Here is a 22408-nt window from a genome sequence, read left to right as displayed (position 1 = left end):
CCCAATTCGTGCACATCCGGTGCAGACTTGGGCGGGTGGACACCGCGGGTTACCTTCGACGCCTGGGCCTCGCGCAGGCTGCCCCATCAGCGGCCGGACTCCGGGCGCTGCACGCCGCCCATGTGGAGCGCGTCGCCTACGAGGCCTTGCAGATCTGGCTCGATCGGCCCACCACGGTCGACCCGCTGGAGTCGGCGGCCCGCATCATCGGCGGCCGCGGCGGCTACTGCTACCACCTGAACGGCGCGTTCTCCGCGCTCGCCACGGCCCTCGGCTACCAGGTCACCAGGCATGTGGGCGGCGTCCAAACTCGGGGCGCCGAGCCCGGCGTCATCGCCAACCACCTGGTGCTGACCGTGCGCGGCCTGCCGGACGAGGCCAATCCGGGCGGCGAGTGGCTGGTCGACGTCGGGCTCGGCGACGCGCTGCACGAGCCGCTCCCGCTGGTCGCGGGCTCCTACGTGCAGGGCCCTTTCACGTACGGCCTGCGCCCGTCGGAGGTGGCGCCCGGTGGCTGGCGGTTCGACCATGACCCGAGCGGCTCGTTCGCCGGCATGGACTTCGGGCTCGCCGCCACAGACATGTCGGCCTTCACGGCCATGCACGAGCACCTGAGCACGTCACCGACGTCCGGGTTCGTCCGGGTGCTGAGCGTGCAGAGAAGGGACGCCAAGGGGGTGGACAGTCTGCGCGGGCTGAGGCTGTCCCGGGTCGGGACCTGGGCGGACGCCATCACGCTGGACACGGCCGGCGACTTCTACGCGGCGCTCGACGACATCTTCAACCTGCCGCTCGACGACGTCGAGGCGGAGGACAGGGACAAATTGTGGCGCAAGGTCCACTCGGCGCACGAGACGTGGCTGACGAGCGCCTGACACGGGTAGACCGTCATTGGTGAAAGCTGGCCATGGCCATGTCCGGAGGCGTGACGCTATCGTGCACCTCGCTATGGGAGAGACAGGAAAGCTCGCCGGACGTTATCGCCTGCTCAATCCCCTGGGCGGCGGTGAGCTCCTGCTGGCCTTCGACGAGCAGGAGCATCGTGACGTCGTGGTCAGGAGGCTGCGCGTCCCCGCGGAGTCGCGGGAGCCGGCGGTGGCGGAGGCGCGGCGCGCCACCGGGCTGTCGCACGCCTGCGTGGTGCCGCTGCTCGACGTGCCCGTCGAGGGCGGCGAGGCGTGGCTGGTCATGGAGTTCGTCTCGGGATCGTCGCTGGAGCAGAGCGTGCGGGCGCGCCGCCCGCTGCCGGTCCTGCAGGCGGCGCGGGTGGGCGTGCACCTGCTGTCGGCGCTGGAGGCCGCGCACGCGGCCGGGATCGTGCACGGCCGGGTGAATCCGGGCAACGTGCTGCTCACCAGCACCGGAAGGGCGTTGCTGACCGGGTTCGGGCTGCCCGCGCTGGGCATGCGGCCGACTGCGGACATGTGGTCGCTGGCCGCCACGCTGCACTTCGCGGTCGAGGGACGCCCGCCTGGCCAGGCTCCGGCGGAGGGCACCGAGCCGCTGCGCTCGCTCATCAGGGCCATGCTGCGCCCCACGGACACGCCGCCGGTGCGGACGGTGGCCGAGACGCTGCGCCGGCTGGCCATGGACCGCTCCCTCGATCAGGTCGTCGCGGCCGGTGGGCCGATGCCGCCCCCGGAGGTGGCCGCGATCGGGCTGGCCGTGCTCGATCAGCTCGCGGACTCGCACGCGCGCGGCGAGCACCACGGCGGCGTGCAGCCGGGCAGCGTCCTGATCAACGAGTGGGGGCACGCCACGCTGGTCCCCCGCCTGGCGCCGGCCCAGTTGCCCGCCTTCACGCCGCCCGAGGGCGCCGGGAGCCCGGCGGCGGATCTGTGGTCGCTCGGCGCGACGCTGTTCGCGGCCGTGCAGGGGCGGCCGCCCGCCCCCGGCGCGCCGCTCAGCAGGGCGGGGGCGCTCGCTCCGGTGCTGTTCGACCTGCTGTCGGGCGAGCCGGGCCGGCGTCCGGCCGCTGACGTGCTGCGCCGCAGGCTCATGGGGGTGTTGGAGCACAACGGTTGAGATACATCGTGACCAGGAACCAAGGCAGGGGGCCCACTCGTTGGCAGGACGACGCACAATGTGGGAGAGGCGGGGCGCGCGCTCCGCGTTCGGAGGAAGTTGAGGATGTCACCAGTCCAGAAGTACGCCATCGGCGCAGGCGCCGCTGTTCTGCTCTCGCTGATTTTCTTTGGGGCCGGGTTCGTGACTCTGCTCGTCATCCTCGGCGTGGTCGCCGCACCGGTGATCGGCTACCTGATGCTCGACCCGTCGCAGCGCGAGCGGCTCAAGCGATCCCGCAAGCGCGGCATCGGCCGTTGACCCGGCGCGGCGGGGGCCTCAGGCCTCCGCCGTGCTCTGTCCGGCCGTGCTCTGTCCGGCCACCCGCTCGCGCACCTTGCGCTCGACGAAGAACGACAGGAACGGCACCGTGCCGCCGAGCATCACGCCCAGCATGTACGGCCACGACCAGCGGGCCTTCATGCCCAGGTTCATCACCGCGACCAGGTAGAGCATGTAGAGGCCGCCGTGGATGGGCGCGATCGTCTTCGACAGGCCGGCGCTGCCGAAGCCGTAGCGCATGACCATGGCGACGCAGAGGATGAGCAGCATCACGCCGACCACGTACGCGAGCACCCGGAAGGGCTTGAGAGCCGATTCCACCGTTAACCTTCCAGAACCATCTCGGGGGACCTGTCGCGGTCCCGATCCGCTCGTACGGCATCACGTACGAAGTGGAACCACATGAACACGGCGAATCCGGCGAAGATCCACCAGTTGGCGGCATAGGCGAGGTTACGCCACGTCAGCTCGCCGCCCACGATCGGCGGGGCCGCCTTGACCTGGGTCAGTGAGCCCGAGGGCGGCTGGGCGACGACGTAGCCGTTGCGCACCTTCTGCCCGCTCCACAGGTTGATCAGCTCACCGGTCGAGACCGTCTGCACCTGGCCGGCGGGCACGCCCTCCGGTCGCCGCTGCACCCCGTCGGTGCCCTGCGGCGGGCGCAGGCGCCCCTGCACGGCGATCCGGCCGCCGGGCACGGCGGTGCCCGGGTCGTCGGCCTTCGCCACCCAGCCGCGCACGACCGGCATCAGCGTGCCGTCGTCGAGCCGGAGCGGGGTGAGCACCCAGTAGCCCTCGCCGCGTGAGACGTTGCCGCCCGGCGCCGCCACGTCGGGCGGCCGGTCGGCGACCAGGAGCTGGCGTCCGGCGTCGTAGACGCCCTCGGCGGTGACCTTGCGCCCCACGGCGACGTTGTGCATGTGCGCGCCCACCTGAGCGAGCGTGGTGACGCTCACCGGCTCGGGATCGGTCATCGCCTGCGGCTTGCCGGAGTCCTGGAACACGCCGAGCTGCCAGCGTCCGAGAAAGATGAACGCGAGCACGACCCCGATCGTGAGCAGGTGCAACCCCAGAAGGCGAGGGGACAACAGGGTCCTGAGCATGGGTCAAAGCTATCCGCCCACCGGACCGGTCCCGTCACCAGCCCACCCCACGGATCGCGCAAAACCGCGCAAAAACGGCATGTGATCCCGCTAGGCTGCTGCCCATGTCTGACCAGCATATCGACCCTTCGGGCAGCACCCAGCAGTTCCGCGCGTTCGCGCAGCGGTCCGAGCAGGAGTCCAAGAAGGCCAAGAAGTCGCCGCTGCTGCCGATCATCGCGGTGGTCGCGGTGGTCGTCGTCATCGGCGTGGCCGCGTTCCTCCTCCTGCAGTAAGCCCTTTCCCCATAGAACTGACCCACCCGCCGCGGACAGTGGCGGGGCGTCGCCATGCCCGCGGCGGGTCGAACCGATGGATCAGCGCCTCGGCCGCACCACCAGCGCGCTGCCTCCACCGCGCCGGCTGGGCTCGGCGACCGCCTGGACCCGGTTCCGGTCGAGGATCTCCAGCGCGGTGGCCGCGCCGATCTCCGGGTTCAGCACCAGCTGGTGCCCCCGGTCCGTCAGCTCCTGCTGGTAGCGGTCGAGGAAGGCCTGCTCGGCCTGGGTCTGCGCGGTGTTGCGCTGCGTGGCCCTGGGAGCGGCGAGCGCCTCGGGCAGCGACATGCCGAACTCGTACCGGTTGACCATGATCTGCAGCACGGTCGTGATGATCGTCGAGCCGCCGGGCGAGCCGAGCGCCAGCACCGGCCTGCCGTGGTCGAACACCAGCGTCGGCGCCATCGAGGAGCGGGGGCGCTTGCCGGGTGCGGGCAGGTTCGGGTCGCCCGGGGCGGGGCCGAAGGTGAAGTCGGTGAGCTCGTTGTTGAGCAGCATGCCGCGGCCGGGCACCACGATGCCGTTGCCGCCGGTGGACTCGATCGTCAGGTTGTAGGCGACCACGTTGCCCCAGCGGTCGGCCACGACCAGGTGGGTGGTCTCAGGGCCCTCCTCCGCGGTCGGGGTCGCGGTGCCGGTCGGGGCGGCGCAGGGGCCGTAGTCGCCGTCCGGCTCGCCGGGCGCGGCCGGGGCCGCGATGGCCCGGTCGCCGACCAGACAGGCGCGTTCCTTGGCGAACCCGTCCGACAGCAGCTCCTTCAGCGGCACGCCGGGCAGGTCGCCGACGTAGGCGTTGCGGTCGGCGAAGGCCAGCTTGGACGCCTCCAGGTATTCGTGCAGGCCCACCTCGGGCAGCGCGTCCAAGATGTTCAGCGCCTCGCCCACGGTCGAGCCGCCGGACGACGGCGGCGCCATGCCGTAGACGGTCATCCCCCGGTAGTCGACGCGGGTCGGATCCCGCATCAGGGCCTGGTATCTCCGCAGGTCGCGCATCTCCATGAGCCCCGGCCTGACGGTGCGGGCGGCGCCCGGGGTGACCGGCGGCTGCTTGACCGTGGCCACGACCTCCCTGCCGAGCTGCCCGCTGTACAGCCAGTCCGGGCCTCGCTCGCCCAGCTCGCGGTAGGTGGCGGCGAGCTCGGGGTTTCTGAAGACGGAGCCGACGGGCGGCGGCGAGCCGTTCGGGAGGTAGAGGCGGGCCGTGGAGGTGATGTCCTTGAAGCGGTCGGCGTTCTGGGCGGTCTGGTCGTGGAAGGTCTGGTCGACGACGAAGCCCTTGGCCGCCACCTCGATCGCCGGCCGCAGCGCCTGCTTCAGCGACAGCGTGCCGAACCGGCGCAGGGCCAGGTCCCATTGGGCGACGGTGCCCGGCACGCCCGCTGACAGGCCGCTGGTGACGGCCTCCGCGAACGGGATGCCCTCCAGGCTGGTGGCGGTCATGGCTCCGGGGGCGGTCTCCCGGCCGTCGATGGTGTGGACCTGACGCCTTCTGGCGTCGTAGTAGACCATGAAGCCGCCGCCTCCAGGACCGGCGGAGTACGGCTCGGTCACGCCGAGCACCGCTCCGGCGGCGACCGCGGCGTCCATGGCGTTGCCGCCCTTCCTGAGCACGGCGATGGCCGCCTTGCTCGCGTCCAGGTCGACGGTGGCGACGGCCCCGCCGTACCCCTCGGCGACCGGGACCTTCTGCTGCTCTGTTGTGGCCGGCGCGGGAACGGCGGTGGCCAGCGAGACGAGGACTGCTACTGCGGGAACGATCACTCGGCGCATGTTCTCCACCATGGCCCAGCTACGCCCATCGCGGTAGGGCCCCCTTCCACCATCAGAGGATGCGGTGGTGGAATGCGGGACCTAGCGTGGGGTTGTGCGTAAGCAGTCCGGTTTCGATCCGTACCTCGCGTTGATCGTCGCGGTCGCCCAGGTGGTGCTCTCTCAGGGGGCGGCCTGGGGACAGCGGGCCTCCAGGGAGCCACTCGACCCGGTGGCCTATGCGCTGCTGCTCGTCGGGCCGCTGATGATCCTGGTGCGCCGGAAATATCCGATCACGGCCACGATCGTCACGTTGTTGGCGACATATGTGTATACGTGGCTTGGGTATCCGTACGGGCCGGTTTACCTGGCTCCGATCATCATGCTTTTCTCCCTGGTCACGCAGGGACTACGGGTGGCCGCCTGGAGCATGGCGGGGGTCACGCTCGCGGTCTTCCTCAGCTACGGCTACCTGCTCTCGGGCGAGTCGGCCGGGCTCTTCCACGACTCGGCGATCACCGCGTTCATCCTGCTCGTCATGGTGATGGCCGAGCTCACCAGGATCCTGCGCGAGCGCCGCGCCCAGCAACAGCGGGCCGTCGACGAGGAGACCAGGCGGCAGGCCAGCGAGGAGCGGCTGACCATGGCCCAGGAGCTGCACGACGTGCTCGCGCACAACATCTCCCTCATCCACGTCCAGGCCTCGACCGCGCTGCACCTCATGGACGACAATCCCGAGCACGCGCGCACCGCGCTGGCCACCATCAAGACCGCCTCCAAGGAGGTGCTCGGCGAGATGCGCTCGGTGCTGAACGTGCTGCGCGAAGGCGCCCCCCGCTCCCCCACCGCCGGGCTCGACCGCCTGGACGAGCTGGTCGAGCGTTCCGGCCTCGACGTGACCCTCGACCGGGCCGGCTCACGCCCGCTGCCGAGCCAGGTCGAGCGCGCCGCCTACCGCATCGTCCAGGAGTCGCTCACCAACGCCGCCCGGTACGCGCCCGGATCGCAGGTCACGGTCCAGCTGGAGTACGGCCCGGCCGAGCTGACCGTCCGGATCGCCGACACCGGCGCGACCACGCCCACCATGCTGTCGGAGGAAGGCAGCGGCAACGGCATCCCCGGCATGCGCGAACGCGCCTCCGCCCTCGGCGGCACCCTGGTCGCCGGCCCGGCGGGCACCGGCTTCCAGGTCTCCGCCCGGCTGCCCCTACCCGAGGAGAACCCATGATCAAGGTGTTGCTGGCCGACGACCAGGCCCTGGTGCGGGCCGGCTTCAAGGCGCTGCTCGACGCCCAGCCCGACATGACCGTCGTCGCCGAGGCCGCCGACGGCGCCGAGGCGGTCCGCCGGGCCCGCGAGCACGCGCCGGACGTGGTGCTGATGGACATCCGGATGCCCGGCACCGACGGCCTCACCGCCACCCGCCAGATGCCCGACGGCCCGCGCATCATCATCCTGACGACCTTCGAGCTGGACGAGTACGTCTTCGAAGCCCTCCGGGGCGGGGCCAGCGGCTTCCTGGTCAAGGACACCGAACCGGCCGAGCTCATCCAGGCCGTGCGGGTGGTCGCCGCCGGGGAGGCGCTGCTCTCCCCCAGCGTGACGCGCCGCCTGATCGCGGAGTACGCCACCCGCGCCAAGGAGCCGCTGGCCGCCGACGGCCTGGACCTGCTCACCGACCGCGAACGCGAGGTGCTGGCCCTGGTCGGCACCGGCATGACGAACGACGAGATCGCGGCCAAGCTGTTCATGTCGCCGGCGACGGCCAAGACGCATGTGAGCCGGGCGATGATGAAACTGCACGCCCGCGACCGGGCCCAGCTCGTGGTGATCGCGTACGAGTCCGGACTGGTCAGGCCGGGCTGGCTCTGACGATCGCTCAGGCCGGCTGGAGCCATTCGGCGGCGGCCTCGCGCAGCCCGGCCGTCCCCGTCCAGGCCACCTGTCCGTCGGGACGGATGAGCAGGGTGTCGGCGGGGGGATCGGCGCAGTGGGCCCGGACCACGCGGATCCAGTCGCCGTCGAGCGTGGCGCCACCGCCCAGGTCCAGCAGCAGGGGGCGGCCGTCGCGCATCAGCTCGGCCACCCGCGTGGGCCCGTCCCCGGTGCTCAGCTGGAGATCGGGAGCCAGGCGGCCGACCAGATCGGCGCCGACGACGCCCCCACGACCGGCCTCTCCGTCGAGCACGCCGTCCGGGGAGGGCAGGCCGGACCTGGTGTCGGAGAGGTGCAGCAGGTTGGCGAGGTGGCGCGCGGGCTGCTCGAAGGCGAAGATCTCGGCCAGCAGGTCGCGCAGCGCGTCGCCGTCCTCGCCGGTCAGCCGCTCCAGGGCCGCCTGTGCCCGGGTGTGCGCCAGCGTGCGCTCGCCGACCGGGCGGCGCTCGGTCTCGTAGGTGTCCAGGAGCCGGACCGGGGCCCGGCCGGTGAGCACGGCGGCCAGCTTCCAGCCGAGGTTGACCGCGTCCATCAGCCCGACGTTCAGCGCCGAGCCGCCGGCGGGGAACAGGTGCGCCGCGTCACCCGCCAGGAAGACCCGGCCCGATCGGTAGCGCTCGGCCAGCCGCGCCTGGGTGACCGTACTGGACAGCCAGATCGGCTCGCCGAGCGGCAGGTCGGCGCCGATCACCCGGCGGATCGCCGCCTGGAAGCCGGCCAGGGTCACCGGGCCCGTGGCGCCCTTCTCGCGGACGCCGACGATGTGCACGCCGGGCTGTAGTGAGGTGAGCAGCAGGCGGCCGTGCGGCGTGTGGTTCCAGCCGGGCTCCAGGCCCATCACCCGCGACCGCTCGAACAGGCCGGTGACCTGGTCGGTTTTGAAGTGGCCCAGGAGCAGCACCTCGTCGTCGGTGGTGCCGGGGAAGGGGATGCCGAGCCGCTCGCGGACCAGGGAGTGGCCGCCGTCGCAGCCGACCGCGCAGTGGGCGCGCACTCGCCGTCCGGGCAGGTCGAGGGTGACGCCGTCGTCGTCCTGGCCGATCCCGAGCACCGGAGTCCCCCGTACGACCTCCACGCCCAGCTCGGCGGCGCGCTCTGACAGCAGCCGCTCCATGCGCGGCTGCTGGATCATCACCATGCGCAGGGGGATGTCGTCCAGCCCGGCGAAGCGCAGCGGCACCGAGCCGAACGGGAAGCCGGGTGGCCGCCCGGCGAAGGGGCTGCCTTCGGCGAAGCGCTCCAGCAGCCCTCGGTAGTCGAGCATCCGCACGATCTGCCCGCCGACGCCGTTCGCCCTGGGCAGGTCGCTGGGCTCGGGTCTCTTGTCCAGCACGGTCGGGCGCACGCCGGCCAGGGCCAGCTCGCACGCCAGCATCAGCCCCACAGGGCCGGCTCCCACGATGATCACTTCGTCCATACCTGTCAGGCTAGGCTGACACGCGAGCGCCGTCAAGCCAGCCTGACAGAGTGGACGTGGGAGAACGGGTCAGCGCGACAGGAGATGTCAGTACGGCTGACAGCGCGGGCCGCACCATTCCACGACAAGGGAGCCGACCGGATGAGAGACATCGCCACGACGTGTACGCCAAGGGGCGCGGCGACCCGGACCGGCGCGATCAGGCGCATGATGTCGTGGCCGAGCCCCTCGGCGACGCGGGAGCCGTGGTCGCCTCCACACTGACCAGCACCACCGGAGACGAGACGTCCTCGTGGTACGCGTCGACGGTCTATCGCCGGACCCCCGAGGGCCGGCGCGTCGTCCTCCTCCACCAGACGCCCGTCCGAACCAGGGTAGTTCGTCCCACGAATTTGTTACTCTGGGCCGATGAGCGAGTATGTTGACGGGCAGATCAGCACGGTGTCCGCACTAGTGCGGTCCGCATTCCTGGTGAATGCCGTGTACGTGAATTCCGCCCGCGAGTACGGCATCACCCAGCAGCAGGGCCAGCTGTTGTGCGTCCTGATGGCGCAGCCGTACGGCATGGGCGAGCTGGGCGCGATACTCGGGCTGGCCAAGTCGAGCCTGACCGGCCTGGTGGACCGCAGCGAGCGCAACGGCCTGGTCCGGCGGGAGGCCGACCTGGAGGACTCCCGCGCGGTCAGGGTGGCGCTCACCAGGCGCGGCGCCAAACTGGCCGACGAGTTCTACGCCGAGACCTGCCGCCGCGTCGAGGCGCTGACCTCGGCCTTCACCCCGGCGGAGCGTGACACGCTCGCCGCCCTGCTCGGCCGCGTCGTGGCGGACAACAAGGTGCCCGTCGTCTTCAGGTGACCGCGCGCCGGCAGAGTTGCAGTTCGTTCCACGAACTAATATTGTTCGTGGAACGAACTTCTATGTTGCGGCACCTGAAAGGCAGAACAATGTCCCCATTTGACATCGTGTTCGGTTTCGGCGCGCATTCCGGCATCGACGACATACCCGAGTTGCTGCGCATGGCACAGCAGGCCGACCGCGACGGGCTCGACCTCTTCACCCTGTCGGACCATCCCTACATCGGCGGGCGGCTGGACGCCTACGCCGCGCTCGGCTTCATACTCGGGCGCACCCAGCGCATCGCCGGCTTCGCCAACGTCACCAACCTGCCGACACGGCCCGCGCCCATGCTGGCCAGGACGGTGACGTCGTTGTCGGCGCTGTCGGAGGGCCGGGTCGTGCTCGGCATGGGCGCGGGCGGGCTGTGGGACCGCATCACCGACATGGGGGTGCCCCGGCTGTCACCGGGCGCGGCCGTGGACGCCTTCGAGGAGGCGATCGTCCTGGTCAAGCTGCTGTCGGGCGGCGGCCCTCCGGTCACCTACCAGGGCACCCACTACCAGGTGAACAAGATAGAGCCCGCTCCGGTGGCCGCGCCGCCCGTGTGGACCGGATCGGTCGGCCCGAAGTCGCTGGCCGCCACCGGCCGGGTGGCCGACGGCTGGATCCCCGGCCACGCGGCCGACTGGCTCAGCGAGCGCTACCGGACCTCGCGGCCGATCATCGACGAGGCGGCCGCGTCCGCCGGCCGCGCGCCGAGCGAGATCCGCACGGTCTTCAACCTCCCCGGCCGCATCACCGAGCGGCCACTGCCCGCCACCCGCGACCGCGACGGCCGCTGGATCGGCGGCTCCACCGGCCAGTGGGTCGAGGAGCTGACCGGCGCGGTGCTGGAGCACGGCGCGTCGGGCTTCACGCTCTTCACCGCCGGCCACGACGCCCCCGACCACACCCTCCTGGCCCGCTGGGCCCAGGAGATCGCGCCGGCCGTACGCGAGGCGGTCGCGAAGGAGATTCCTGTCAGGCTGGATTGACAGGAGCGTCCGCGTCAGGCTAGCTTGACGTCGTGGACATGGGAGAGCTGTCTGAGCGCATCAAGTCCAACGACCCCGCCCTCGGGCTCCGCGCGGTGGGCGCGCTGCACCGGCTGGCCGAGCAGGTCGAGGCCGCCTCGGTCGCGCTGGCCAGGGAGCAGGGCTGGACGTGGGAGCAGATCGGCGACGCGCTCGGCATGTCGCGCCAGTCGGTGCACGCCAAGTACGGAAAGTGAGGCTCGTCATGTTCGGGATGGACAAGAGCCCGTTCGCGGTCGCCGTCAAGGCGGCCATGGACGAGGCGAGACAGCGCGGCGACCGCCGGATGGGCACCGAACACCTGCTCCTTGGCCTGCTCCGCGACCCGTCAGGCCCGCCGGCCCGCGCCCTGGGCGTCGACGCGCGCACCGCGCGAGCGGCCTTGGACTCGCTCGACCAGGCCGCTCTGCGAGCGATCGGCCTCGACATCGGCGACACCCCTCTCGGCAGCCCGCGCAAGCACCCGCCTATCCCCGCCACCGCGCTGACGTCGAGCGCGCGGGCCGTCATCAATCAGGCGATCAAGGCGACGAGCCGCAAGACCCGAGACCGCACCGGACCGGCCGCGGTGCTGCTGGCCCTGCTGGACCAGCGGCACCCCGACCCCGTAGCCGCCCTCGTCGACCGCCTCGGCATCGACCGCGCCACCGTCCGCACCCGCCTGGAGACCTGACACCCATCTACGTCCAGGAGCGTAGGGCGGGCGACGTCGAGCACTCCCCCGGGTGGACGGCAGGACGCGCCCGGAGTCCGATTCGCGGGGCTTCTTCTGCGGCGAACCTTGAGGTACGTCAAGGAGGAGACATGAACACATTCGCACACGCGGGCTTCTGGCCCGTCATCCCGCTCGTCTGGGGCCTGTTCTGGGTCGCCGTCGTCGCGTTCGGCCTCTGGGCCTGGCGGAAGAAGGGCCAGGCGGGCCGTACCGAAACCACGCCGACGGCGTCGGCGGAGCGGATCCTCGCCGAGAGGTACGCACGCGGCGAGATGAACGATGACGAGTACTTCGAGAAGATGTCCGTCCTCAAGGGCGCGACCTCGTAAACGGCACCCAGGGTCAGCGAACTGTAACTGGTCGCGTTCGGCGCGGGCCGATACGTTCCTTGGGAGGACCCTTTACGAGAAGTGGGGCGAGGCATGCGGGCGATCGCCAGGTTCTGCGGCCGGCACGACGGCGGCCGCCCCGGCCCGGCGCTCGTCCGCTGAGCGTGCAGGCGACGGCCCTGCTGGCCAGCGGCCTGGCGGCCGGGCTGGTGGCGGGGACCGCGTCGTGCACGGCCGTCCAGGGCGGCCTGCTCATGGGGCTGACCGCCCGCTCGGCGGGCCGGGCGAGGGATCCGGTCGTGCTGGCCTGGTTCCTCACCGGCCGGCTCGCTTCCTACTCCGCCGCCGGCGCCCTGCTCGGCCTGCTCGGGGCGGCCGTCAAGCCGCCGCCGGCGCTCCGGGCGCTGCTCCTGGTGGCGGCGGGCGTCTTGGTGATCGCCTTCGCGGTCGGGCTGCTGCGCCGCACCGGCTGCGAGCCCCCCGGGCGGGAGTCGCCGGGGCTGGCCGCGCCCCTGCTGGGGGCGGCGACGATCCTGGTCCCCTGCGGGGTGACGATCGGCATGGAGCTGATCGCCGTCTCCAGCGGTTCGCCTCTCGCGGGGGCGGCCGTGATGGCCGGGTTCGTGCTCGGCACCACCCCCGCCCTCGCGCTGCTCGGTTATCTGCTGCGGCGCGTCTCGCGTACCAGATTGTCGAAGGTGGCGGCGGTGCTCGCCATCGCGGCCGGGGTGTGGACCATCGGGTCGGGGATCAGCCTCGGGGGCTGGCTGCCCGCGACCGCGACGACGGAGCGCGGCGGGCCGTCGAGCCCGATCGTCACCATCTGGGCCACTCACGACGGCTACCGGCCCGCGGCCGTGGAGGCGCCCGCCGGGGTGCCCGTCCAGGTGGTGTTCAAGGTGGTGGACCGGGGGTGCACGGACACGGTCGCGATCGGCGGGCGCGACGTCGCCCTGCCGGCCACCGTACGGCTGCCTCCGCAACCTGCGGGCTCGCTGCGTTACGCCTGCGGGATGGGCATGTTCACCGGGTTCATCAAGTTCTCCTGATCGGCTCGGCGATTACGGTTCGCATCCGGGCGATTACATGCCACCCTGTGGCCATGGCCAGGTGGGAAGGTGAGGTGGCGATGCCGGCCGTCCCGGCGCCACGCGTGGGGGACGAGGCCGAGCTGCTGATGGCGGCGCAGGCCGGCGACGCGCAGGCCGCGCACCGGCTCGGCCGGCTCTACGCCCAGCGCGGCGACCGCGCGGCGGCCCGCCACTGGTGGGAGCGGGCCGCGACGGGCGGCAACATCGACAGCGCCTACAACCTCGGCATCTGGCACGAGAAACACGGCAGCCTGGACGACGCCGTCACCTGGTACGAAGTGGCCGCAGGCGCCGGCGACGCGGAGGCCGCGGTCAATCTCGGCACGCTGCTGCTGGAGCAGCGCGGCGATCTGGCACAGGCCAGGAGCTGGTACGAGATCGCCGCCCAGGCGGGGTCGCGAGCCGGGGCCCGCAGGCTCGCGCTGATGTGCGAGGACGCGGGCGAGACCTCGGCCGCGCGGGAGTGGCACCGCACGGCGGCCGCCGCCGGTGACGCCTCCTCCGCGCACGACGCGGGCTTCCTGGCCTACTCGTGCGGGCAGGAGGAGGAGACCGTGCACTGGTGGGAGTGCGCGGCCCAGAGCGGCCACGCCGACTCGGCCTACTCGCTGGGCCTGTTCCTGCAGGCCAGCCGTGACCCGGAGGGCGCCGAGGCCTACTACCGGCTGGCCGCCAGGAGCGAGCACCCCGGCGCGGCGTCCCAGCTCGGCGGCATCGCGCTGTCCCGGCGCGACCTGCGCACCGCACGGGCCTGGTACGAGCAGGCCGCGGGCGCCGGTCGGCTGGAGGATCAGCGGATGGCCGGGTTCGTCTGCGTGGAGCTCGGTGACGCCAGGGGCGCGAGCCACTGGTTCGGCAGGGGCGCGGCGGGCGGCGACGCGGAGTCGGCGTTCAACTTCGGGCTGCTGCTCATCGCCGAGTTCGGCGATCTGGGCGGCGGGCAGCACTGGTTCCGCCAGGCGGCGCTGGCCGGGCACCACGGGGCCGCCATGGAGCTGGGCGGGCTGCTGTCGGCGGCGGGCAGGCGGAGCGAGGCGGAGGAGTGGCTGGCCGACCCGCCGCCGCCCGCCTGGGACCGGCCCGCCGAGCCGGAGCTGGTGGCGCGGGCCGAGCTGGCCGCCGCCGCCACCGGCCGCCGGGGCGGCGTCCCGCTGTCCGTGCCGGAGCTGACCGAGATCCTCGGCACCTGGGACCTGGTGACCAGGCCGCTGCACGACCACGCGGACGTGATCGACTGGCTGGTGAACCGGAGCCGGCTGCACGCCAGCGCGGTCGAGCATCTGGCCTCGGTGCGCGGCACCCTGCTCCGGCCGGGCAGCGGCCCGTGGCCGAGCCCCGGCGAGGTGTGGCACGTCCTGGCCACGGCCCGTGAGCTGCGCCGCCGCCTCGGCCCGTCCAGCGCCGGCCGAGGCGGCACAGGCGCCCCGCACCGCCGCTGAACAGGTGTCAAGCAGCCAGGACGTCGGCCACCGGGGTGAACGGGAGCCGTAGCGCCTGGGCGACCGGCTCGTTGGTGAGGGCGCCGGCGTGGGTGTTGAGGCCGCCCGCGAGGCCGGCGTCGCTCATGAGCGCTTCCTGCCAGCCCAGTTCGGCAAGTTTGACCACGTACGGCAGCGTCGCGTTGGTCAGCGCGTAGGTGGAGGTGTTGGGCACCGAGCCGGGCATGTTGGCCACGCAGTAGAACAGCGAGTCGTGCACCGGGTAGGTGGGCTGGGCGTGCGTGGTGGGGCGCGAGCTCTCGAAGCAGCCGCCCTGGTCGATGGCGATGTCGACCAGCACGGAGCCCGGCTTCATCCGGGCCACCAGCTCGTCGCTGACCAGCGTCGGGGCCTTGGCTCCGGGGATCAGCACCGCGCCGATCACCAGGTCGGCCCGCAGGACCTCCCGCTCGATCGCGTACGCCGTGGAGACCAGCGTGGTGAGGCGGCCCTGATAGACGGCGTCGATGAAGCGCAGCCGGTCCACGTCGGTGTCGAGGACGGTGACCTGGGCGCCCATGCCGACCGCGATCTGCGCCGCGTTCAGGCCGGAGACGCCGCCGCCGATCACGACCACCCTGGCGGGGGCGACGCCCGGCACGCCGCCGGGCAGGATGCCGCGACCGCCGTTGAAGCGCATCAGGTTGTAGGCGCCGACCTGCGGGGCCAGCCGGCCCGCGACCTCCGACATGGGGGCGAGCAGCGGCAAGGAGCGGCCCACCTGCACGGTCTCGTAGGCGATGCCGGTGGTCCGGGCGGCGAGCAGGGCGTCGGTGCACGGGCGGGAGGCGGCCAGGTGGAGGTAGGTGAAGAGCACCAGGCCCTCGCGCAGCCGGTGGTACTCCTCGGCGATCGGCTCCTTGACCTTGAGCACGAGGTCGGCCTCGCCCCACACGGCGTCGGCGCTGTCGCGGATCTTCGCGCCGGCGGCGAGATACTCCTCGTCGGTGATCTGCGAGCCGAGGCCCGCCCCTCGCTCGACGGTGACGTCGTGACCGTGGCTGACCAGCTCGTGCACGCCGGCCGGGGTGACTGCGACGCGGTATTCGTGGTTCTTGACCTCGGCCGGCACGCCTATCTTCATGGCGGTGTTCCTTTCGGCGAAAAAAATATCCGGTACGGCGTGCCGTACCGGATGGGTGTTCAGAGTCGCGCCCACGCCTCGGTGAGCACCGTGCGGAGGATCGACTCGATCTCGTCGAACTCCTTCTGCCCGGCGATCAGCGGGGGCGCGAGCTGGATGACGGGGTCGCCGCGGTCGTCGGCCCGGCAGTAGAGCCCGGCGTCGAACAGCGCCTGCGACAGATAGCCGCGCAGCAGCCGCTCGGACTCCTCGGCGGTGAACGTCTCCTTGGTGGTCTTGTCCTTGACCAGCTCGATGCCCCAGAAGTAGCCGGAGCCGCGGACGTCGCCGACGATCGGCAGGTCCTTCAGGCGTTCGAGGGCGGCCTGGAAGACCGGCTCGTTCTTGGTGACGTGGCCGAGCAGGTCCTCGCGCTCGAAGATGTCGAGGTTGGCCAGCGCCACGGCGGCGGAGACGGGGTGACCGCCGAAGGTGTAGCCGTGGGCGAACATGTGGTCGCCGTTCTTGAACGGCTCGAACAGCCGCTCGTGCGCGATCATCGCCCCGATCGGGGAGTAGCCGCTGGTCATGCCCTTGGCGCAGGTGATGATGTCCGGCACGAAGTCGAACTTCTCGCCGCCGAACATGGTGCCGAGCCGGCCGAAGGCGCAGATGACCTCGTCGGAGACGAGCAGCACGTCGTAGGTGTCGCAGATCTCGCGCAGGCGCTGCCAGTAGCCGGGCGGCGGCGGGAAGCAGCCGCCCGCGTTCTGCACGGGCTCGGCGAAGACGGCGGCCACCGTGTCGGGGCCCTCCATCTCGATCGCGCGGGCCACCCGGTCGGCCGCCCAGATGCCGTACTGCTCGGGCGTCATGCCGGGGATGCCGCTGATCTCGTCGGCGCGGTAGTGGTTGGTGTTGGGCACCCGGATCGAGCCGGGCACGAGCGGCTCGAACATCTGCTTGAAGGCCGGGATGCCGGTGATCGACAGGGCGCCCTGCGGGGTGCCGTGGTAGGCGATCTCGCGGCTGATGACCTTGTGCTTGAGCGGCTTGCCGACGAGCTTGTAATACTGCTTGGCCAGCTTCCAGGCGGATTCGACCGCCTCGCCGCCTCCGGTGGTGAAGAAGACCCGGTTGAGGTCGCCGGGGGCCAGGCCCGCCAGGCGCTGCGCCAGCTCGGCGGCCTTGGGGTGGGCGTAGGACCACAGGGGGAAGAATGCGAGCTCCTGCGCCTGCTTGGCGGCGGCCTCGGCCAGCTCGGCCCGCCCGTGGCCGACCTGGACGACGAACAGCCCGGCCAGGCCGTCGAGGTAGCGCTTGCCGTGGATGTCGTAGATGTAGGAGCCCTCGCCGCGGACGATGGTCGGGATCTCGGCTCGCTGGTGGGCGCTGTGCCTGGTGAAGTGCAACCACAGGTTGTCCTGAGCTGCCTTCAGGACGTCGTTTTCCGGCTGCGTCATGTCTATCTTCCCTTGCGTCTGACCTGTCCCACAGTCTGCATCTTCACCTGGGCTTTGCCAAGCGAATGCGTCGCGACTCTCTGCGAGAAAACCGAGATCCGCAGCTCCGACATGCGAGCACTACGAAATCCGCAGGTAGATTAGCGCGCGGGTCATCCCGTTTCACGCAGTGTGAAGCCTTCTGTGATCCAATGAGACGTTGACCATCTCGAACGACCCCCGGGGGACCTTCCCGTGACGCCTGACCAGATCGAGAGCGCCGTACAGGCCGGAATGCCGCAGTCCGTGGAGGAGCTGAAGCGCCTGGCCGCGATCCCCTCCGTGGCCTTCCCCGGACACCCCGAAGAGGCCGTGCACGCCGCCGCCGCGGCGACGGAGGAGCTGCTGCGCAGCACGGGACTGACGCGCGTCCAGCGGATCCCCGTCGAGGGCAGCTTCCCCGCCGTCTACGGCGAGGCGCCCGCCCCGCCCGGCATGCCGACCGTCCTGCTGTACGCCCACTACGACGTGCAGCCCGCCGGTGACCTCGCCGCCTGGCGGACCCCGCCGTTCGAGCCGACGCTGATCGACGGCAAGCTGTTCGGCCGGGGGGTGGCCGACGACAAGTCCGGCATCATCTCCCACGTCACCGCGCTGCGCGTCTTCCAGGGCCGCTTCCCCGTCGGCATCAAGGTCATCGTCGAGGGCCAGGAGGAGTACGCCGGCGAGCGCCTCGAAGCCTTCGTCGAGCGCAACCCCGAGCTGCTGCGGGCCGACGCCATCGTGGTGGCCGACACCGGCAACCCGCGCGTCGGCGACCCGGCGGTCACCACGTCGCTGCGCGGGATGGCGGCCTTCACCATGGAGGTCCGCACCCTGCGCGAGTCGCTGCACAGCGGCTCCTTCGGCGGCGCCGCCCCCGACGCGCTGGCCGCGCTGATGCGCATGGTGACCGCGCTGCACGACGACAACGGCGACATCCGCGTGCCCGGCCTGCCGCGCGGCAGGTTCCTCGGCCAGGGTCCGGCGGAGGAGGAGTTCCGCAGGACGGCCGGGGTGCTGGACAGTGTCTCGCTGGTGGGCTCCGGCTCGCTGGCCGACCGCCTGTGGGCCTCCTACGCGATCACCGTCACGGGCCTGGACGTGCCGTCGGTCTCCGGCGCCGTCAACGCCGTGCAGCCCGTGGCCCGCGCCCGCGTCACGGTCCGCATCCCGCCGGCCGGCGACCCCAAGACCACGGTCAACGCCGTGGTGGAGTTCCTGCGCCAGGTCGCGCCCTGGGGGGTGCAGGCGTCGTTCGGCGACTTCACGGTCGGCTCGGGCTTCCAGGCGGACTCCGGCGGCAAGGCCCGCGCGGCGCTCAACCGCGCCATGGAACGCGCCTTCGGCCGCCCGCCCAGGGACGTGGGTGCCGGCGGGTCGATCCCGCTGGTCAACACGCTGCTCAAGCAGTTCCCGGCGGCGGAGATCCTGCTGTTCGGCGCCGAGGACGAGGACGCCTCGATCCACGCGCCCAACGAGCGGGTGGACCTGGAGGAGCTGCGCCGGATCGCCACCGCTGAGGCGCTCTTCCTGCAGGAGCTCAGCCTGCCGTCGGCGCTGGGCGTCTGAGTCAGAACTTCCAGCGGGTCTGACTGTATTCGCCCTTACGGAAGCCGAACGCCCTGACCGGGGCGACCGCGAACACCAGCGCCCGGCCGCCCCCTTCGCTGTGGAAGGCCTCGTCGCGCACCTCGAAGCGCCACTCGCTGCCGTACTTCGCCTCGAAGGCGTCGGTGAGTGCCTTCAGCTCGCCCTGGTCGGTGACCCGCTCGGCGACGCCCTCGACGACCACGTCCAGCCCTTCCCGCAGGAGGTTGACGCCGGTCGTCAGCACGCAGTGCCGGTTGGCCGCGAGGTTTCCGGCCTTCTGCTCGCCGGCGCCCGTGCAGAAGTGCAGCGCCTCGTCCCGCCAGACGGCGAGCAGGGGCGTGACGTGCGGGCGGCCGTCCGGGCGGACGGTGGACAGCCAGAACGTCTCCGCCCGGATCAGCTGCTCGCGGGCCTCCTCCCAGGTGGTCGCGGTCGCCCCTTGGGCGCTGAAGCGCGCGTCGAGCTCGGTGACTGGGTTCATGGTCGCTCCTCTTCCTGGACGGTCATGGGGTAGACCCGGTGGCCGTCAGGAACTCATCGTGGGGCGCGGGAACAGCCGCACGAAACGCTCGGCCACCTGGCGGTCGCCTTCCACCATGCCGGGGTCGAGCCTGTCGCCGGCGAACACCAGGGCCCGCAGCGTGTCGGCGTCGGCGCGCAGCACCGCGTCGGCGGGGGCGGCGCCCGGCTCGGTCCTGAGGAGCGTGAACCGCCCGCCCGACACCTCCGCCAGGAAGCTCTGCTCGCCCAGCCGCAGCTCCAGCCGCCCCGCGAAGTCGCCGGCCGCCTCGGGGTCGAAGGTGGACTTGAGCGCGTACATCAGCGCGTCCACGCTCAGCGGTCCGGCCGAGCGCAGCGGCGCCCGGCTCCCCCAGCGGGCCAGCGCGAGCACGACCGGCTCCAGCTCGCGGCCCCGGTCCGTCAGCTCGTAGACCTGGCTCGCGGCCGGCGGCGGCAGCTTGCGGCGGCGGACGACCTGGGACTCCTCCAGCTCGCGCAGCCGCTGAGAGAGCACGTTCTGGCTCGCGCCCGGCAGGCCGGCCCGCAGGTCGGTGAAGCGTTTGGGACCCAGCAGCAGCTCCCGGACGATCAGCAGCGCCCACCGCTCGCCGACCTGGTCGAGCGCGCGGGCGATGCCGCACGGGTCGTCATAGGTCCTCATCCCATCCCCTTGCCATGTCGCACCATCTAGTCCTAATTTAGGACTAAAGAGGGAAAGGGGCAATGCCATGACCGCGCTCGACTCACTGCCACAGGGAGACGTCAGGCTGCTGGCGCACCCGGTGGCACGGCGGCTGCTCGACTCCACGGAGCTGGCCCGGGTGGCCTACGTCGCCGCCGACGGCACGCCGCGCGTCTACCCGACGATGTTCCACTGGACCGGCGAGGAGCTGGTGATGGCGACGTTCGCCGGCGCCGCCAAGATCCCCGCACTGCGGGCCAGGCCGGACGTCGCCATCACCATCGACGTCAACGTGATGCCGCCGGAGGTGCTGCTGCTCCGCGGCCGGGCGGAGGTGACGGAGGTCGAGGGCATCGTGCCGGAGTACGCGCTGGCCCATCACCGCTACGCGGGCCCCGAGCAGGGGGCCAGGAACGTGGCGGAGGCCGACCGGCCGGGTGTCCGGATGGCCCGCATCGCGCTCAGGCCGTCCTGGGTGGGCGTGCTGGACTTCCAGAGCCGGCTGCCCGCCCCGATCGCCGGGAAGGGCTGACCGTGGCGACCTTCGTGCTGATCCACGGCGGCGGCGGCACCGCCTGGCAGTGGCACCTGCTGGACGCCGAGCTGCGCGAGCGCGGGCACGACGTGGTGGCGGTGGACCTGCCGACCGAGGACCCGGACGCCGGCCTCGGCGACTACGCCGACTCGGTGGTCCAGGCCATCGGGGAGCGCGCCGGCCTGGTCGTGGTGGCGCACTCCTGGGGCGGGTTCGTCGGCCCGCTGGTCTGCGACCGGATCAAGGCCGACCTGCTGGTCCTGCTCGCGGGCATGGTCCCGGTTCACGGCGAGCCGCCGGCGGACTGGTGGGAGAACACCGGCTTCGGCATGAAGGACATCGACGACGCGGTCGACCTGTTCATGCACGACGTGCCACCCGGCCTGGCCGCCGAGGCCTCCCGGCGTGGGCGCACCCACGCCGAGAAGGCGCTGGCGGAGCCGTGGCCGCTGGAGAGGTGGCCGGACGTGCCGACCCGGTTCCTGCTCTGCCGTGACGACCGGTGGTTCCCAGCGGACTTCATGCGGGCGATGGCGCGCGAGCGGCTGGGCGTCGAGGCGGACGAGATCGACGGCAGCCACAGCGTGATGCTCTCCCGGCCGCGAGAGCTGGCCGACCGGCTGGAGAGCTACCTCTGAAGCACCGGGAGGTCGTAGGCGCGGCGGACGCTGCTGCCCAGTTTGTGCAGGTCGGCGCCGTAGACGTGCACGGACACCCCGGTCACCGGGCTGGTGTTGCGCACCTTGTGGATGTCGCCGGGCGGCGCGAAGCCGCTGACCTCGCCCGGCCGGTTCTCCGCGTGCCCGATCTCGACGAGGTGGTCGCCCTCGTCGCGGTAGAGGGTCTCGTACTCGACGCCGCTGAGGATGCCGAACGTGCACCACGACACGTGGTCGTGGATCACCGTCTCCTGGCCGGGTCGCCACACGACGGCGGCGATGGAGAAGTCGGCCTGGGCGTGCAGCACGTGGGAGACGTAACCGTCGGGGGAGCCGGCCCGCTCCTCCTCGGTGAGGATGTCCTGGGACGGGAGCCGCTCGCGCAGCAGGTCGGCCACGGCGACCGCGGCCGCGTGGGCGTCCGGGCGCCGGGCCGTGATCGCGGCGATGCCGGACACGAGCTCGTCGAGGCCCGGCCTGAGGATGGAAGCGACCGTATTCATGGCATCTCCTAGAAAACCGTCTTTCCTCCTACGGTCCTCTCTACCCACCGATAGGTCCAACAGAAGTTCTTGGGCCTATCCATAGATATGCTTGATACATGCTCGATGTCGTACGGCTGCGCGTCCTGCTCGCCGTCGCGCGCAGGGGCTCGCTCACCGCCGCCGCCAAGGAACTGCACTACTCCCAGCCGTCGGTCAGCCACCACCTCGCCCGGCTGGAGGCCGAGACCGGGGCCAAGCTGATCCAGCGCGCCGGGCGCGGCATCCGCCTGACCGAGGCCGGCAGGCTGCTCGCCGACCGGGCGGCGGACATCGTCGGCAGGCTCGACGCCGCCGCCGAGGAGCTCGCCTCCCACGTCGGGCTGCGCTCCGGGCGGGTGCGGCTGGCGGCCTTCCCCTCGGCGCTGGGCACGTTCATCCCCGAGGCGGCGACGCGGCTGGGCCGGGCCCATCCCGGCCTGCTGCTGCACCTCACCGAGACCGAGCCGCCCGAGGCGCTCAAGCTGCTGCGCGCGGGGCGGGTGGACGTCGCGGTGATGTTCCGCTACGACGACACCGCGCCGGAGGAGAACGGCATCCAGACGGTCCACCTCCTCGACGACCCCAGCTACCTGATCCGCCCCGGCCCGCAGGGAGAGCGCACCGGGCACTCCGAGCACGCCGAGCACGCCGAGCTGGCCGAGCACGCCGAGGCGGCCTGGATCGCCGGCTGTGACCGCTGCCGCCTGCACCTGCTCGACATCTGCGCCAAGGCCGGGTTCGAGCCGCGGATCACCTTCACCAGCGACGACATCGTGGCCGTGCAGGCGCTGGTGGCGGCCGGGATGGGGATCACGGTGCTGCCGGGGCTGGCACTGCGCGCGCACCTTCACCCCGGCGTGTCGGCGACCCCGGTCCCCGGCTCCACCAGGCACGTCCTCGCGGCCGTCTACGGCGACCCGCCCCACCCGCCGGCCACCGAGGCGCTGCTGTCGGCGCTGCGGGAAAGCCTTTGACGCCGT

General features: G+C 71.9%; 26 protein-coding genes. 17 read left to right on the top strand and 9 right to left on the bottom strand.

Annotation, left to right across the window (positions count from 1 at the left end; all coding sequences use genetic code 11):
* The first annotated feature begins 35 nt into the window (after positions 1 to 35).
* From ACIBQX_RS25970 to ACIBQX_RS25960, 3 genes are all read left to right on the top strand, one after another.
* On the top strand, positions 36 to 875 hold the full coding sequence (locus ACIBQX_RS25970) for an arylamine N-acetyltransferase (protein ID WP_397008746.1): 840 nt from the start codon (positions 36 to 38) through the stop codon (positions 873 to 875).
* Between the two features lie 73 nt (positions 876 to 948).
* Positions 949 to 2025, top strand: a complete 1077-nt coding sequence (locus tag ACIBQX_RS25965; protein ID WP_397008744.1) for a protein kinase — start codon at positions 949 to 951, stop codon at positions 2023 to 2025.
* Between the two features lie 105 nt (positions 2026 to 2130).
* Positions 2131 to 2325 (top strand): hypothetical protein, encoded by a 195-nt coding sequence (locus ACIBQX_RS25960; protein ID WP_397008742.1) that lies wholly within the window; start codon positions 2131 to 2133, stop codon positions 2323 to 2325.
* Positions 2326 to 2343: 18 nt separating this feature from the next.
* Here the strand turns inward: ACIBQX_RS25960 and ACIBQX_RS25955 are convergent, their stop codons facing one another.
* On the bottom strand, positions 2344 to 2667 hold the full coding sequence (locus ACIBQX_RS25955) for a DUF3817 domain-containing protein (RefSeq protein WP_397008740.1): 324 nt from the start codon (positions 2665 to 2667) through the stop codon (positions 2344 to 2346).
* Positions 2668 to 2669: 2 nt separating this feature from the next.
* On the bottom strand, positions 2670 to 3449 hold the full coding sequence (locus ACIBQX_RS25950) for an SURF1 family protein (RefSeq protein ID WP_397008738.1): 780 nt from the start codon (positions 3447 to 3449) through the stop codon (positions 2670 to 2672).
* 104 nt (positions 3450 to 3553) lie between these two features.
* Between ACIBQX_RS25950 and ACIBQX_RS25945 the strand changes: the two genes are divergently transcribed.
* A complete protein-coding gene (locus ACIBQX_RS25945; RefSeq protein WP_397008736.1) occupies positions 3554 to 3724 on the top strand; it encodes a hypothetical protein in 171 nt (56 codons plus the stop codon).
* A gap of 81 nt (positions 3725 to 3805) precedes the next feature.
* Here the strand turns inward: ACIBQX_RS25945 and ggt are convergent, their stop codons facing one another.
* Entirely contained in the window at positions 3806 to 5536 is a 1731-nt protein-coding gene (ggt, locus tag ACIBQX_RS25940) for a gamma-glutamyltransferase (protein WP_397008734.1), read from the bottom strand.
* A gap of 94 nt (positions 5537 to 5630) precedes the next feature.
* Between ggt and ACIBQX_RS25935 the strand changes: the two genes are divergently transcribed.
* Complete coding sequence (locus ACIBQX_RS25935; protein WP_397008732.1) at positions 5631 to 6743, top strand: sensor histidine kinase; 1113 nt, start codon at positions 5631 to 5633, stop codon at positions 6741 to 6743.
* On the top strand, positions 6740 to 7387 hold the full coding sequence (locus tag ACIBQX_RS25930; RefSeq protein ID WP_397008730.1) for a response regulator: 648 nt from the start codon (positions 6740 to 6742) through the stop codon (positions 7385 to 7387). Before ACIBQX_RS25935 ends, ACIBQX_RS25930 begins: the two co-directional genes overlap by 4 nt.
* Before the next feature lie 7 nt (positions 7388 to 7394).
* Here the strand turns inward: ACIBQX_RS25930 and ACIBQX_RS25925 are convergent, their stop codons facing one another.
* On the bottom strand, positions 7395 to 8867 hold the full coding sequence (locus tag ACIBQX_RS25925; RefSeq protein ID WP_397008728.1) for an FAD-dependent monooxygenase: 1473 nt from the start codon (positions 8865 to 8867) through the stop codon (positions 7395 to 7397).
* Between the two features lie 408 nt (positions 8868 to 9275).
* On the opposite strand from ACIBQX_RS25925, the gene ACIBQX_RS25920 reads away from it, so the two are divergent.
* From ACIBQX_RS25920 to ACIBQX_RS25890, 7 genes are all read left to right on the top strand, one after another.
* Positions 9276 to 9722 carry a MarR family winged helix-turn-helix transcriptional regulator gene (locus ACIBQX_RS25920; protein ID WP_397008726.1) on the top strand — a complete coding sequence of 149 codons (447 nt, stop codon included), beginning with the start codon at positions 9276 to 9278 and terminating at the stop codon, positions 9720 to 9722.
* Positions 9723 to 9811: 89 nt separating this feature from the next.
* Positions 9812 to 10738 carry an LLM class flavin-dependent oxidoreductase gene (locus tag ACIBQX_RS25915; RefSeq protein ID WP_397008724.1) on the top strand — a complete coding sequence of 309 codons (927 nt, stop codon included), beginning with the start codon at positions 9812 to 9814 and terminating at the stop codon, positions 10736 to 10738.
* A 38-nt stretch (positions 10739 to 10776) separates the two neighbouring features.
* A complete protein-coding gene (locus ACIBQX_RS25910) occupies positions 10777 to 10974 on the top strand; it encodes a helix-turn-helix domain-containing protein (RefSeq protein WP_189138928.1) in 198 nt (65 codons plus the stop codon).
* Positions 10971 to 11450, top strand: coding sequence for a Clp protease N-terminal domain-containing protein (locus tag ACIBQX_RS25905; protein ID WP_397008722.1), 480 nt, complete (start codon positions 10971 to 10973; stop codon positions 11448 to 11450). The genes ACIBQX_RS25910 and ACIBQX_RS25905 overlap by 4 nt, the downstream gene beginning before the upstream one ends.
* Positions 11451 to 11581: 131 nt before the next feature.
* Entirely contained in the window at positions 11582 to 11821 is a 240-nt protein-coding gene (locus tag ACIBQX_RS25900) for an SHOCT domain-containing protein (RefSeq protein ID WP_397008720.1), read from the top strand.
* A 164-nt stretch (positions 11822 to 11985) separates the two neighbouring features.
* Positions 11986 to 12870, top strand: a complete 885-nt coding sequence (locus ACIBQX_RS25895) for a sulfite exporter TauE/SafE family protein (RefSeq protein WP_397008718.1) — start codon at positions 11986 to 11988, stop codon at positions 12868 to 12870.
* A 53-nt stretch (positions 12871 to 12923) separates the two neighbouring features.
* Positions 12924 to 14351 (top strand): tetratricopeptide repeat protein, encoded by a 1428-nt coding sequence (locus ACIBQX_RS25890; RefSeq protein WP_397008716.1) that lies wholly within the window; start codon positions 12924 to 12926, stop codon positions 14349 to 14351.
* A 7-nt stretch (positions 14352 to 14358) separates the two neighbouring features.
* Here ACIBQX_RS25890 and ald read toward each other — a convergent pair whose 3' ends face one another.
* Positions 14359 to 15474 (bottom strand): alanine dehydrogenase, encoded by a 1116-nt coding sequence (gene ald, locus ACIBQX_RS25885; RefSeq protein WP_397008714.1) that lies wholly within the window; start codon positions 15472 to 15474, stop codon positions 14359 to 14361.
* 59 nt (positions 15475 to 15533) lie between these two features.
* Complete coding sequence (locus ACIBQX_RS25880) at positions 15534 to 16916, bottom strand: aspartate aminotransferase family protein (protein WP_397008712.1); 1383 nt, start codon at positions 16914 to 16916, stop codon at positions 15534 to 15536.
* 234 nt (positions 16917 to 17150) lie between these two features.
* Here ACIBQX_RS25880 and ACIBQX_RS25875 point away from each other — a divergent pair, with 234 nt between their 5' ends.
* On the top strand, positions 17151 to 18506 hold the full coding sequence (locus tag ACIBQX_RS25875; RefSeq protein WP_397008710.1) for a M20/M25/M40 family metallo-hydrolase: 1356 nt from the start codon (positions 17151 to 17153) through the stop codon (positions 18504 to 18506).
* A gap of 1 nt (position 18507) precedes the next feature.
* Here ACIBQX_RS25875 and ACIBQX_RS25870 read toward each other — a convergent pair whose 3' ends face one another.
* Complete coding sequence (locus ACIBQX_RS25870; protein WP_397008708.1) at positions 18508 to 19008, bottom strand: pyridoxamine 5'-phosphate oxidase family protein; 501 nt, start codon at positions 19006 to 19008, stop codon at positions 18508 to 18510.
* Positions 19009 to 19053: 45 nt separating this feature from the next.
* Positions 19054 to 19689 carry a winged helix-turn-helix transcriptional regulator gene (locus ACIBQX_RS25865; RefSeq protein ID WP_397008706.1) on the bottom strand — a complete coding sequence of 212 codons (636 nt, stop codon included), beginning with the start codon at positions 19687 to 19689 and terminating at the stop codon, positions 19054 to 19056.
* Positions 19690 to 19756: 67 nt separating this feature from the next.
* Between ACIBQX_RS25865 and ACIBQX_RS25860 the strand changes: the two genes are divergently transcribed.
* Both ACIBQX_RS25860 and ACIBQX_RS25855 read left to right on the top strand, forming a co-directional pair.
* Entirely contained in the window at positions 19757 to 20242 is a 486-nt protein-coding gene (locus ACIBQX_RS25860; RefSeq protein WP_397008704.1) for a pyridoxamine 5'-phosphate oxidase family protein, read from the top strand.
* Between the two features lie 2 nt (positions 20243 to 20244).
* Entirely contained in the window at positions 20245 to 20883 is a 639-nt protein-coding gene (locus tag ACIBQX_RS25855) for an alpha/beta fold hydrolase (RefSeq protein ID WP_397008702.1), read from the top strand.
* On the opposite strand, the gene ACIBQX_RS25850 is transcribed toward ACIBQX_RS25855, so the two are convergent.
* Entirely contained in the window at positions 20874 to 21407 is a 534-nt protein-coding gene (locus tag ACIBQX_RS25850) for a cysteine dioxygenase (protein ID WP_397008700.1), read from the bottom strand. The genes ACIBQX_RS25855 and ACIBQX_RS25850 overlap by 10 nt on opposite strands.
* Before the next feature lie 98 nt (positions 21408 to 21505).
* On the opposite strand from ACIBQX_RS25850, the gene ACIBQX_RS25845 reads away from it, so the two are divergent.
* Entirely contained in the window at positions 21506 to 22402 is an 897-nt protein-coding gene (locus ACIBQX_RS25845) for a LysR family transcriptional regulator (RefSeq protein ID WP_397008698.1), read from the top strand.
* Positions 22403 to 22408 lie beyond the last annotated feature (6 nt).

It is taken from the genome of Nonomuraea sp. NPDC049714 (assembly GCF_044465295.1).
GTDB lineage: Bacteria > Actinomycetota > Actinomycetes > Streptosporangiales > Streptosporangiaceae > Nonomuraea.
This window is presented reverse-complemented; position numbering and strand designations above follow the sequence as displayed.

Excerpts from the sequence above, each read along its gene's own strand:
- ACIBQX_RS25965 (WP_397008744.1), top strand. The coding sequence starts at position 949 with ATGGGAGAGACAGGAAAGCTCGCCGGACGTTATCGCCTGCTCAATCCC.
- ACIBQX_RS25960 (WP_397008742.1), top strand. The coding sequence starts at position 2,131 with ATGTCACCAGTCCAGAAGTACGCCATCGGCGCAGGCGCCGCTGTTCTG.
- ACIBQX_RS25950 (WP_397008738.1), bottom strand. The coding sequence starts at position 3,449 with ATGCTCAGGACCCTGTTGTCCCCTCGCCTTCTGGGGTTGCACCTGCTC.
- ACIBQX_RS25945 (WP_397008736.1), top strand. The coding sequence starts at position 3,554 with ATGTCTGACCAGCATATCGACCCTTCGGGCAGCACCCAGCAGTTCCGC.
- ggt (WP_397008734.1), bottom strand. The coding sequence starts at position 5,536 with ATGCGCCGAGTGATCGTTCCCGCAGTAGCAGTCCTCGTCTCGCTGGCC.
- ACIBQX_RS25930 (WP_397008730.1), top strand. The coding sequence starts at position 6,740 with ATGATCAAGGTGTTGCTGGCCGACGACCAGGCCCTGGTGCGGGCCGGC.
- ACIBQX_RS25925 (WP_397008728.1), bottom strand. The coding sequence starts at position 8,867 with ATGGACGAAGTGATCATCGTGGGAGCCGGCCCTGTGGGGCTGATGCTG.
- ACIBQX_RS25920 (WP_397008726.1), top strand. The coding sequence starts at position 9,276 with ATGAGCGAGTATGTTGACGGGCAGATCAGCACGGTGTCCGCACTAGTG.
- ACIBQX_RS25915 (WP_397008724.1), top strand. The coding sequence starts at position 9,812 with ATGTCCCCATTTGACATCGTGTTCGGTTTCGGCGCGCATTCCGGCATC.
- ACIBQX_RS25910 (WP_189138928.1), top strand. The coding sequence starts at position 10,777 with ATGGGAGAGCTGTCTGAGCGCATCAAGTCCAACGACCCCGCCCTCGGG.
- ACIBQX_RS25900 (WP_397008720.1), top strand. The coding sequence starts at position 11,582 with ATGAACACATTCGCACACGCGGGCTTCTGGCCCGTCATCCCGCTCGTC.
- ACIBQX_RS25890 (WP_397008716.1), top strand. The coding sequence starts at position 12,924 with ATGGCCAGGTGGGAAGGTGAGGTGGCGATGCCGGCCGTCCCGGCGCCA.
- ald (WP_397008714.1), bottom strand. The coding sequence starts at position 15,474 with ATGAAGATAGGCGTGCCGGCCGAGGTCAAGAACCACGAATACCGCGTC.
- ACIBQX_RS25880 (WP_397008712.1), bottom strand. The coding sequence starts at position 16,916 with ATGACGCAGCCGGAAAACGACGTCCTGAAGGCAGCTCAGGACAACCTG.
- ACIBQX_RS25870 (WP_397008708.1), bottom strand. The coding sequence starts at position 19,008 with ATGAACCCAGTCACCGAGCTCGACGCGCGCTTCAGCGCCCAAGGGGCG.
- ACIBQX_RS25865 (WP_397008706.1), bottom strand. The coding sequence starts at position 19,689 with ATGAGGACCTATGACGACCCGTGCGGCATCGCCCGCGCGCTCGACCAG.
- ACIBQX_RS25860 (WP_397008704.1), top strand. The coding sequence starts at position 19,757 with ATGACCGCGCTCGACTCACTGCCACAGGGAGACGTCAGGCTGCTGGCG.
- ACIBQX_RS25850 (WP_397008700.1), bottom strand. The coding sequence starts at position 21,407 with ATGAATACGGTCGCTTCCATCCTCAGGCCGGGCCTCGACGAGCTCGTG.
- ACIBQX_RS25845 (WP_397008698.1), top strand. The coding sequence starts at position 21,506 with ATGCTCGATGTCGTACGGCTGCGCGTCCTGCTCGCCGTCGCGCGCAGG.